Source organism: Novipirellula sp. (assembly GCF_041583735.1).
Lineage (GTDB): Bacteria > Planctomycetota > Planctomycetia > Pirellulales > Pirellulaceae > Novipirellula.
On the sequence record NZ_JBFHFD010000018.1, the window covers coordinates 23,147 to 33,481 of the forward strand.

Annotated in this window: 11 protein-coding genes; 4 read left to right on the forward strand and 7 right to left on the reverse strand. The window is 54.4% G+C overall.

Going from position 1 to position 10,335, the window contains the following annotated elements; all coding sequences use genetic code 11:
* The first annotated feature begins 169 nt into the window (after positions 1 to 169).
* On the forward strand, positions 170 to 808 hold the full coding sequence (locus ABX962_RS03005) for a hypothetical protein (protein ID WP_372716482.1): 639 nt from the start codon (positions 170 to 172) through the stop codon (positions 806 to 808).
* A gap of 133 nt (positions 809 to 941) precedes the next feature.
* On the opposite strand, the gene ABX962_RS03010 is transcribed toward ABX962_RS03005, so the two are convergent.
* A complete protein-coding gene (locus tag ABX962_RS03010; protein WP_372716484.1) occupies positions 942 to 1,232 on the reverse strand; it encodes a hypothetical protein in 291 nt (96 codons plus the stop codon).
* Between the two features lie 165 nt (positions 1,233 to 1,397).
* Positions 1,398 to 2,042, reverse strand: coding sequence for a PRC-barrel domain-containing protein (locus ABX962_RS03015; protein ID WP_372716485.1), 645 nt, complete (start codon positions 2,040 to 2,042; stop codon positions 1,398 to 1,400).
* A 535-nt stretch (positions 2,043 to 2,577) separates the two neighbouring features.
* Here ABX962_RS03015 and ABX962_RS03020 point away from each other — a divergent pair.
* Complete coding sequence (locus tag ABX962_RS03020; protein WP_372716487.1) at positions 2,578 to 3,303, forward strand: CAP domain-containing protein; 726 nt, start codon at positions 2,578 to 2,580, stop codon at positions 3,301 to 3,303.
* A gap of 615 nt (positions 3,304 to 3,918) precedes the next feature.
* On the forward strand, positions 3,919 to 5,373 hold the full coding sequence (locus tag ABX962_RS03025; RefSeq protein ID WP_372716489.1) for a sigma-54-dependent transcriptional regulator: 1,455 nt from the start codon (positions 3,919 to 3,921) through the stop codon (positions 5,371 to 5,373).
* A gap of 132 nt (positions 5,374 to 5,505) precedes the next feature.
* Here the strand turns inward: ABX962_RS03025 and ABX962_RS03030 are convergent, their stop codons facing one another.
* The 5 genes from ABX962_RS03030 to ABX962_RS03050 all read right to left on the reverse strand — a co-directional run bounded on the left by ABX962_RS03030 (position 5,506) and on the right by ABX962_RS03050 (position 8,318).
* The gene (locus ABX962_RS03030) at positions 5,506 to 5,994 is read right to left on the reverse strand and encodes a DUF1269 domain-containing protein (RefSeq protein ID WP_372716491.1); all 489 of its coding nucleotides are present in this window, start codon (positions 5,992 to 5,994) and stop codon (positions 5,506 to 5,508) included.
* On the reverse strand, positions 5,991 to 6,215 hold the full coding sequence (locus tag ABX962_RS03035; protein ID WP_372716493.1) for a zinc ribbon domain-containing protein: 225 nt from the start codon (positions 6,213 to 6,215) through the stop codon (positions 5,991 to 5,993). Before ABX962_RS03035 ends, ABX962_RS03030 begins: the two co-directional genes overlap by 4 nt.
* Before the next feature lie 95 nt (positions 6,216 to 6,310).
* A complete protein-coding gene (locus ABX962_RS03040; protein WP_372716495.1) occupies positions 6,311 to 6,958 on the reverse strand; it encodes a hypothetical protein in 648 nt (215 codons plus the stop codon).
* Between the two features lie 194 nt (positions 6,959 to 7,152).
* On the reverse strand, positions 7,153 to 7,635 hold the full coding sequence (locus tag ABX962_RS03045) for a pyridoxamine 5'-phosphate oxidase family protein (RefSeq protein ID WP_372716497.1): 483 nt from the start codon (positions 7,633 to 7,635) through the stop codon (positions 7,153 to 7,155).
* Between the two features lie 116 nt (positions 7,636 to 7,751).
* Complete coding sequence (locus tag ABX962_RS03050) at positions 7,752 to 8,318, reverse strand: type 1 glutamine amidotransferase domain-containing protein (protein WP_372716499.1); 567 nt, start codon at positions 8,316 to 8,318, stop codon at positions 7,752 to 7,754.
* A gap of 396 nt (positions 8,319 to 8,714) precedes the next feature.
* On the opposite strand from ABX962_RS03050, the gene ABX962_RS03055 reads away from it, so the two are divergent.
* Positions 8,715 to 10,335: PAS domain-containing protein (locus ABX962_RS03055; protein ID WP_372716501.1), on the forward strand; the 1,621-nt coding region annotated here is incomplete at its 3' end.

Here is a 10,335-nt window from a genome sequence, read left to right on the forward strand (position 1 = left end):
CGGGCAACGAGAGGGAGAGGGAAAGAGGGCGACGGATCCACTTGTGTCATCCTGACTTGGCATGGGCTAAAACCAAAGGGTTAGCGAGGATGCTCGACGAATCCGTTTGTTACCGGTACATTAGGCGGAGCTCGCCAACCGTCACCACGACTCTGCTTCGTTGTTGCTTATGTCCCATGATTCGACTTCCTTTGCATCGATCCATCCGGCGGATTCTCGAGGCGACATCGAGAAGGTGCTACTGATCCCTGGTTTCTGCGAGCCTGCTGTCTTTCTATGGCCGCTGAAATTGTCGCTACAACAGTCTTGCGACAACGTACAACTGTGGTCGGATCGAATGATCTTTCGCAATTTGGAGAAGAGCGTTGCTCGACTATCGAGCGAATTGCAATCGCAGAGTTCGAGTGGTTCGATTGCACTTGTCACGCACAGCTTTGGCGACTGGGTGGCCCGTCGGGCGATTGCAGCAAGCCGATCGCATCACGTGTCGGCGCTCGTTTCGATCGCTCCGGTGATGCAGGCGGGCATTGTCCCCGATTTGTTGCACCTCGCCACCGGCAACTTGATTCCCGAAGTCGCGGTGATGGGCGATCCGGTGCGAGCGAATTGTGATGCGAGTGTTGAAGGGCGTGTACGAAGACTTGTGATTTGGGCGAGCATGGATCTGTATGTCCGCCCGGTCGAAATCGACGAGCATCCAAACGCATCGGTACACCACTTGGTCGGTTCGCATTTGACGGTGGCGATGCAGCCTAATTCGCTGCGTCTGATTTCACAATTCCTATTTCCCGCCTCGGGCATTCACTAGCACGCCGTTGAGGACAGCGTGCGATGAGGACAACCTGCGAAACAGTTTATGTGCGTCATCCGATGGCGGACCGCGACGCTCGCGGCACCGCCAAGCTGGAGCGACAGAATTTTTCAAGCCGCCAGTTCCCATGTTAGTCGACGTTCACGTCCACTCCGCCGTTTCCGACGTTCACGTCCACATCATCAATCGCGTCACGAAGGTTTTCGCGGCGTTCTTGTCGACGCTCGATGCGGTCATCGGCGGCGGAATCACCGAGGGGTGCGTCTGTGGCATCAATATCAACATCGACGCCACCGTCGACGTCTGCAGGGGTGCTCGCTGCCGGAGTGACCGCACCCGACGTGCCTCCTTGCTCGACATCACAGCCGGCCAGACCAAGCGAGGCGACAAGCAACATCGCGAGCAACAACGGATTCTTCATTTTATTACCTTCACCTAAATGATTTGAAACAAATTGACAGAGAGTATGACGGGGGTGGAGTGATTTGGTGGCAAGATCGTGAGTTTCAAAAAAATCGCCACGAGGGCAGCGTGCCTCTCGTGACGATATGATATTGCGAAGCGACCATCGCCGGTTTCAATCGAGCTATTGGTTGTCGGTTTCGGGGACTTCGCGATTTTCGCGAGTCGCACGGTTTCCGCGGTTCTCGCGATTCACACGATTCTGGCGGTTTTCGCGTAACATGCGATCCTTGGCGTCTTCGTTACGATTGACGTTATATCGCTTGTCGAGATCGCGAGCCCAAGTTCGATCCGCCATATTGGGCCAATTGTCTTCATCGAAGCCTTGCTGACCTTTGAGCTGTTCTTGGGTGACATTCAAGATCAGGACGTAGTCGTCTGAATCGATGTCATCGCCATCGTCCAGCTCATCGGGATCGACTTGCACCCGAAACGCTTCGAAAGGAACGGCAAACAATTTGTTGCCCATGCCGAGAAACCCACCATAGGTGACGGCGGCATAACGAACCTTGCCGGTCGTTGCATCGAGCACAATATCTTTGATCTCGCCAACGCTTTCGCCTTGCGAATTTTGGATGTTGTAACCGATCAATTGACTGACTCGGATCGTGGTCCCTTGCGTCTTTTCATCTAACTGACCCACGTTCGCTCGATCGCGGTTGCGAGCGACGTTACGGTCTTGTTCGCGAGCTTCCTGTGCCGATGCCACGTCAAACGATAACGCAGCCAATGCGATCGTCAAAATCGCATATCGTAGTGTTGCTTTCATCCGGATTTCTCCAACAAAGAAAAAAAGGGGAAGGGGAACGTTTATGGAAAAAGCTTCCGATTGAGAAACGCTCACTCCGCAAAGCAAGCCAGCTTGTTCGCGTTGCGGAGCCGCACAATCAGTCGCTTGTTGACAGCGGATTTTTCGCTGACATTTTGATCTGCATTTTCAGAATGCATTTCGTGGACCAATTCAGGGGACGACGTACGGAATCCCGAAACCGCAAAGAAATGGCTCGAGAACGCCCGCTTTGGTCTGATTCGGGCGTTGATCTACAAGCGGCTGCATCGCCATCAATCAGCCGCATGGCTGGCAATCGCTCACCTTGGCTCTGTGGCGTTCTGTGCAAGCATCAAATGACGTCGTCTCAGGCGACCGCCCTGCTTAGGAGCCTTGACGCGCTGGAGCCTTGACGCGCTGGAACTTTGACGCATCAGTCCGTGGCGGATCGAGTCGACACCCCGGCGCAGGAATTGCGACATCCATCATGGCAATCACTTCCGTAGACTCCTCGCGATGCAAAAAGGTTTTCACAATGCGCCAACTTCCATTACTACTTCTCGTGCTGTGTGGTGTACTAGGGTCACCCACAGCCGAATCCGCGGATCCGGTACCAGACGAGACAATGGTTCAGCAAGTTAAACGGGCGATTGTCAAACAGACCAACACGTTTCGCAAAGAGCACAACCTCGACGCGGTGACCGGTGACGAGAACTTGATGAAATGTGCATCCGACTTTGCAAACTTTATGGCGAAAACGAGCAAGTACGGACACAACGCGGACGGACAAACGCCGGCCCAGCGTGCCAAAGCGGCCGGCTACGAATACTGTGTTGTCCGCGAAAACATCGCCTATCGCACCAACACCGGCGACGTCACCGCCGAAAGTTTGATTGATATCTTTGTGCAAGGGTGGATCGAATCGCCGCCTCACCGCGAGAACATGCTGGCGGAATACGTCACCGACACAGGGGTTGCCGTCGCGACCACGGACGACGTGACCTATTACGCCGTGCAATTATTCGGTCGCCCCAAATCGCAAGCAATCAAAATCCAGATCCGCAATGAAACCTCTGAACTGCAAACATTGATCAGCGAGGCAAACGACAGCCAGGACGAGATCGAGATGCCACCGCGAACCATCATCAAAATGACACGTTGCTTCCCGACCACTGTGTGGCTAAAGGACGGCGAATCGGAGATGCGATTGACCCAATCGAGCGACTTAGTGCTGACCGAGAACGGAATCCAACGCGAATAGTCCCAACGACAAGCGACCAGCGACCACGCCCTGGACACTCGAATCTCGACGCGGCACGGCGCACGTGTTGAAATTGTGCCATCTTCTAAACGGACGTTTTAGGTTGTGAAAAAAGCGAGAATGCCGCTCCGTCGTAGCGAAAAAACGTTCATGGTGGACGGCCCAGGCGTGCGTCGTTCCGATATAAACGCCCCCCGTTGCGCTGCAATGTCAATGTTGCGTTGCAAAGTCAATGTCGTTGCCAAACCGCCCTTGTCGAGTGGACGCTAGCAAGAAGGGGCAGGTCGCAGCCACGCTGGCCGCTAGACCTCTCCTCGTTCTCACCTGCGAAACTCGCTCTCTCACCTGCGAAACCCGCACTCTCACCTGCGAAACCCGCTCTGCTTGGGGGAACGAATCGCCACATTCGGAGTTTTTTCTGCGGTGCGACTCTCGCTAAGAGTGCGAATATGTCAATTCCCGGCACGCCAGTTGCGTTCGTTTTGAACTCAGACTGATCGACAATCAACCTTACTAGCATGTAGAATCTTGGAATCACCAATGGATGACCCCGTCGCAACTCTTAATCCTGATACGCAGCCCACACCTACTCCTAAGTCTAAGTGGTCAAAGCCCATGCCTAGTGTCCTGGTCATTGATGACGACCGCGCCATTCTCGCGCTGACGGAAAAAGCACTCTCTACCATTGCCGATGTAGAGACCGCCGCCACCGCCAAGGAAGGTCTCGATAAATTACGTGCCGGTGCATTTGACACGGTATTGCTTGACATTCAGTTACCGGACCAAAACGGACTGGCCGTCTATTGCGAGATCCGCGAATTTGATCGCCGTATCCCCGTGGTCTTTATGACGGTTGAGGCCGCCAGCAGCACAGCGATCGAAGCAATGCAACTCGGCGCGTTCGACTACATCGGCAAACCGCTCTCGGTCGATCCGCTCCGCGATCTGATCGAAAAGGCAATCGAACAGCGTCAAATCAGCAGCGTTCCGGTAGCGATCAGCGCGGACGATAAGTCGCCTGGCGAGTCAGGCGAGTTGTTCATTGGCCGATCGCCAGCCATGCTGAGTGTTTTTAAAGCAATCGGAAAAGTCAGCAAGCAAGACGTGCCGATTTTAATTCGTGGTGAGAGTGGAACGGGCAAAGAACTGGTCGCTCGCGCGTTGTACCAGTACAGCCACCGCAGTGATGAAATCTTTTTGGCGGTCAACTGTGCGGCCCTTCCCGACAACTTGCTTGAAAGCGAATTGTTTGGACATGAAAAGGGGGCGTTCACGGGCGCCGAGTCGCGACGGATCGGTAAGTTTGAACAGTGTAACGGTGGCACGTTATTCTTGGACGAAATCGGCGACATGGCTCCTTCGGTTCAAGCCAAAGTGCTACGAGTGCTGCAGGAACAGCGGTTCGAGCGGGTTGGTGGCAACAAGGAATTGACGACCGACGTACGCATTATCGCCGCGACGAACCGACCGCTTGAACAAATGGTCGCGGACGGCGATTATCGCGAAGACCTGCTGTATCGTTTGAACGGGGTCACGATCGAATTGCCGCCGCTTCGCGAACGACTCAGCGATGTACCGGCGCTGGTGCAATTCTTTATGGCGCAAGCGAAAAAGGAATTTAACAAGCCCGACTTGGAAGGCTTGTCCCCCGAGGCGGCCGATTTATTCGAAGGCTACCATTGGCCCGGCAACGTGCGTCAACTACGGGCGGTAATTCGCCGCTGCGTGCTCGATACAGTGATGCCGGTGATCACCCCAGACGGGCTGCCCAAAGAGATCACGCGGATCAAAGCCGCGGACAACGTCCTAGGCGGTATCCCGGTATCCAATGAAACGCTTGACGGGGCGGGATTGCCGCAATTGGTCAAACGGTTGCTCGCGGAAAAATCGACTGATGTCTATGCCGAAGCGACTCAGTACATGGAAAAGTACGTGATCACCGAAGTGCTTAAATCGACCGGCGGCAACCAAAGCCAAGCGGCCGAGATCCTGGGGATCACGCGGGGCAAGCTGCGAGACCGGATCACCACGTTCGACATCTCGCTGACCAGCAACGTGCAAATCGGCTAGCCCGTAGTAGTGCAGGCTGCTAGCCTGCACCGAAAGCAAAATAGCACAGGCCCGAAGCGGCCTGTGCTATTCTTTTTTGCTGTGCTAGTTTTTTAGCCTACGATTTTTTGCCTGCGTTATTTTTTGCCTGCGTTATTTATCGAATTGCTCGAGCGATGTTGGCGGCACCGTTCGCAGCATCGCGGCCGCTTCGTCGACACGGATCGCGTCGCCGGTGACGATGATTAACACGGAACCCTCACGGACTTTTGTTTCGTATTGGGCAGCAACATCGTGCTCAACGCCCCAGCGACTGACGGCACTCAACAGACTGCCGCCCACCGCACCGGCGGCCATGCCAACGATCGGGCCGGCAACCAACATCGGTCCCATCATGGTCATCGTGCCCAGTGCAGCGCCCAAGGTTCCGCCCGCCAGCGTGGACGCCGCCGTCGTCTTTTCCGACGACAACGCGTTCTCGTTCACTTCGGTCACCTGCCGCAGCTCGGCCAAATTCTCGTCGGCGGCATGTGTCACAATCGACACCTCGTCCATTGTGAAATCGCCCGTTTCGAGCACTTCGATTGCGGTTCGAAATTTTTCACTGTTGCTAAACTCAGCGATCAAACACTTCTCACTCATCGACGGTCATCCTTTGTCTCGGGCGGATTGGGCTGCAGCGACTCATTGGACTCGCCCGGAAAGTCGACTTGCGAGTGCCGCGTTGGGGTAATATCAGCAGGGTGTTCGACATAGATTTTTTCGCCACATCGTGGACACGCGACGGCGCGATCATCGACGTGTTTTCCACAATGAGGACACGGCACTTGATTCAGCGGTGCGTGATCGGTGTTAGCATCCATCAATGTCTCTCGCGTTTCTTTTTTATGGCGGTCTTTTATGGCGGCCCAGCGGGATCGTGACGACACTTCCGCCGGCGAGTTACAAATCCACGCTGTTAGTAGTCGACACGTTCATCCGCGGCATCGAACCGTGCGTCGTAAGCGATTTGAGCGAGGTAGTTTTTCAATGCGACCACTTCGTTGCTGTCAAGTCTGTCTTGGATTGACTCAACCGATTCACGCATCAGGTCGACCATTCGCTGGACTTTCAAATAATCCATGCGGCGGTAGGTATGTCCGGGGCTACTCCGTTTTGCCAACGTTTCCTCGATTGGTTTTCGGTAGGGCTTCAGCGCCTCATGATCGAGAGGTTTTGGCCAATAGAGTTGGCCGGTTTGACGATCGATTTGGTTTTCCGTCAAGCGATCTGGCGCCGCCTGCTTCGCCAACCGTCGTGCCTTTTCATCATCGATCGGGCCCCTTGCATCGGACTGTGACTGATCTCTCAGCTCTTGCAATTCGTAGTACTGCTCGACACTTTCTTCTCGATTTTGCAAACGCAGTTCGAGAGCCCTTTGCAACTGCACCGCAGACATCGATCGCAGCAACGCTCCCTTGCCGAGCCCGCGGGCATAATCGCCGCTCGACTCTAAAATATCCCCTTGGGCCGTTGCTGCACCATCGTCAAACAACCCATCGTCGGCGAAAGTTGGCGACGCTAACAATAGCGTTAACGTGATGGGAATGAGTCGTAAAACAGACATGATCGAGAACTCGTCAAAGGGGTGAAAGGGCAAACAATTCGATGCGAGCGGCCGCTGCGAGAGCAGAAGAGACTTTGCACTCGCAGCAACCGTTAGCATTCACAGACACCTTTTCCATCAACGCAAACCGCGTTCCAGCAAACGTTCCAAGATGTCATTTCCAGCTCCGGCCGCGGTTCGACCAAGGCCGAAGGTTACATCGATACCGACGCATTGATCGACGCATCCTTGTCAGGACGATCGCCTTGCAAGTAGGCTTTACCGGCTTTGACGAGGTACTTTAAACCGGTCATTCCCGCATTATCCCAGTACTCGCCGCGTGTCGGCTCGACTCGTAGCAGTACAAGCGACGGGCTCGATTTGCCCTCGGGAAACCATACCTTCCAGGCTTCGTTCCATAGCTCGTCGATCTTTGCTTGATCATCCACTGCGTGGGCCTTGCCCGACAATGAAACAAATTTGTTTGATCCTTGCATGGTCACCGCGACATCGTCATCGAGCATCAGATCGGCGATTTTGCCGGAATGGCGATCGGTGACAAACCACAGATCGCCGTCGTCTTCGAGCTGTGCTACAGCCATCGGCCGCGAGCCGAGCGCTCCGTTTGCCGCGCGGGTTACCAGCATCGCGTGATCAAAGCCAGAAATCAGGTCAATTAGTTTTTCGTGCTTATCCATAGGGTCTATCTCATTCATCGTTCGCGAAGCTTGATTTCGATAGCGATGCGTACCACATGATCATTCATGCCGCACGCACTGAATCGCTACCGATGTTAACTCACATTCCACCGTCGCTATGCCGTCTGTTCGGCGTGCTTGCCTTCGGCAAATTCTTCGATGGCCTTGTCACAGAAAGCGGGCAAATCGTCCGGGTTACGACTGGTGACGAGCCCTTCGTCGCACACACATGCTTCGTCAACCCAATTGGCCCCCGCGTTTTTGAGGTCTGTCTTTAGACTTGGCCACGATGTCACACGGCGACCGCGAACCACGTCCGCTTCGATCAACGTCCAAGGGCCGTGACAGATCGCGGCGACCGGCTTGTGTTGCTTGAAGAAATCGCGGACGAAACTGACCGAGTCCTCGCACATGCGAAGCGTATCGGGGTTAGCAACACCGCCGGGCAGAACCAGTCCGTCAAAGTCTTCGGCCGAAACAGAATCGACGGCCTTGTCCACCTTGAATGTGTCTGCTTTCTCGTCGTGGTTCATGCCTTGAATCTTGCCCTTTTTAGGCGAAACCAGAACGACTTCGGCGCCAGCGTCCTTGATGGACTGCCAAGGCTGGGTCAGCTCTACTTGTTCAAAACCATCGGTGGCGAGAAACGCGATCCGCTTACCGCTGAGTTTCTTGTTGGTCATTTCTATCTCCACTCTCTTTGTATCGAGTTGCAATTTGTTGAGTTATGACTTTTCCATTGAAGTCCCGCTTGGAGGACTATCGACATGAGATGCAGATTGCATGCCGACAACGGCTAAACCAGAAGCCAATCGAGTTGGCGGGCCAACGGAGATACACTCTAAGTGACCGCGAGACAGGGCCCCGCCTGGTCGCGAACCAACCAGACTGAACGATTTCCCATCAACCCCAGAGAGGTTCCGATGACTTAGACCAAGGGGGGATGTTTTGCACCCGGGACGGCCGCCCATGGATGACGAATTCAGCAACAAAACCTGGACGATTTCGTCAGCACCGATCGACGTCGACCTCTACATTTTGCAACGGACTCGCTAAACTTTGGCGGGAGATTATTAACCATGAAGCAGAGCGACCGAGCGGACATGGAATCCGTCATTGCGGATTTACAGCAAGAACTCAAAGCGACCCGTCTCGACCTTCAACGGTCGATCTTGGATATGGAATCGGCCAATGAGGAGTTAAGGGCTTCCAACGAAGAACTGCAGGCGATGAACGAGGAACTGCAGGCGGCCAATCGAGAGCTGCATGTCAGTCGAGAACAACTCGCCACGCGGGAGGCTCAACTACGGACGATTACCGATGCAATTCCCCCCGCCTTTGCGTTTGTCGATCGCGAGATGCGGTATTGTTTTTCCAATGCCGCCCACGCTAAGCATTGGCAACAACCGATTGAAGAAATCGTGGGCAAAAAGGTGGTCGAGGTGATCGGTTCTGAAGTTTTTGCGACGATCGAACCTTATCTGCTCGATGCGTTCAACGGACTCCAACAAACCTACGAACTGCAACTGAACTTCCCAGGCGTCCAAGGAAGACGGATCAAGGAGGTGACGTATGTTCCGCAGAAAAATCCTGATGGCAGCATCGGGGGTTGCCATGTTGTGCTGACGGACATCACCGAACGCAAACGAACCGAGCAGGAATTACGAGAATCACGTCGAGAGCTTGCGGTGGGTGTCGAAGTGGCCAAGCTAGGGCTAGGCCGCGTCGATTTCCGCAGCAACAGCGTCGCGCTGACCGCGGAAGCCGCCGCGATGTATGGGATCAGCGACGAAGCGATCACGATCACGCGGGACGAATTTCATAGGACCTATCATCCCGAGGACCGTGATGAAATCATCCAACGGGTTCAAGCTTGTTTGGAATCCGACGGTGATGGCCATTGCGACCTTGAACATCGCATCGTATTACCCAGTGGTGAAGTGCGATGGATCAACGCGCGAAAACAAGTATCGTTCGATAATTCGGTGCAACCGCCGGTCCCGATGACGGCAATCTTAGCGGCACAGGACATCACCGATCGCAAACGTGCCGAGCTAAACCTGGCATTTCTTTCCGATTTGCAATCACGGCTCAATTCGCTCTCGTCGGTCTCGGAACTCATGCAATTGGCGACGCAGCAGACGGCCGAGTACCTCGGGCTCTCGCGATGTTTGTTGGTCGAATTTGACGAGCAAGCAAAGTATGCCAATATCGTGCATGAATACCTTCGAGATTTGCACCCCTCGTTACAGGGGAAGCACTTGGTCACGAATTTTCATTCTCCGGCGGAGCGACAAAGTCTACTTGCCGGGCAACAATTTTACCTGGGCGATACACAGTACCGCGACCAAGACCCCAACATCGCGAGTCATTTTCGGAAATTCCAAATTGGTGCGTTTTGCAATTCGGCTTACGTCACCAAACAACGTATTCGCTTTGTCGTTTCGGCATTAAAATCTGATCCTTATCAGTGGCGTCGCGACGAATTGGATTTGCTTCAAGACATCGCCAATCGTGTCTGTGTTCGCATCGAGCGTGCCCGAGCCGAAACGGAGTTAGCGGACCGGGAAAATCATCTGCGGCGAGTCATCGACAACACGGTTGCCTTCATCGGCGTCTTGGATCACGAAGGCAACTTGCTCGAAGCCAACCAGACCGCGCTGCGTGCGGGCCAACTGCAACGCGACGATGTGATCGGCA

What these genes read in the sequence shown, in the direction of transcription:
- ABX962_RS03005 (WP_372716482.1), top strand. Translation starts at nt 170, where the DNA reads ATGTCCCATGATTCGACTTCCTTTGCATCGATCCATCCGGCGGATTCT.
- ABX962_RS03010 (WP_372716484.1), bottom strand. Translation starts at nt 1,232, where the DNA reads ATGAAGAATCCGTTGTTGCTCGCGATGTTGCTTGTCGCCTCGCTTGGT.
- ABX962_RS03015 (WP_372716485.1), bottom strand. Translation starts at nt 2,042, where the DNA reads ATGAAAGCAACACTACGATATGCGATTTTGACGATCGCATTGGCTGCG.
- ABX962_RS03020 (WP_372716487.1), top strand. Translation starts at nt 2,578, where the DNA reads ATGCGCCAACTTCCATTACTACTTCTCGTGCTGTGTGGTGTACTAGGG.
- ABX962_RS03025 (WP_372716489.1), top strand. Translation starts at nt 3,919, where the DNA reads ATGCCTAGTGTCCTGGTCATTGATGACGACCGCGCCATTCTCGCGCTG.
- ABX962_RS03030 (WP_372716491.1), bottom strand. Translation starts at nt 5,994, where the DNA reads ATGAGTGAGAAGTGTTTGATCGCTGAGTTTAGCAACAGTGAAAAATTT.
- ABX962_RS03035 (WP_372716493.1), bottom strand. Translation starts at nt 6,215, where the DNA reads ATGGATGCTAACACCGATCACGCACCGCTGAATCAAGTGCCGTGTCCT.
- ABX962_RS03040 (WP_372716495.1), bottom strand. Translation starts at nt 6,958, where the DNA reads ATGTCTGTTTTACGACTCATTCCCATCACGTTAACGCTATTGTTAGCG.
- ABX962_RS03045 (WP_372716497.1), bottom strand. Translation starts at nt 7,635, where the DNA reads ATGGATAAGCACGAAAAACTAATTGACCTGATTTCTGGCTTTGATCAC.
- ABX962_RS03050 (WP_372716499.1), bottom strand. Translation starts at nt 8,318, where the DNA reads ATGACCAACAAGAAACTCAGCGGTAAGCGGATCGCGTTTCTCGCCACC.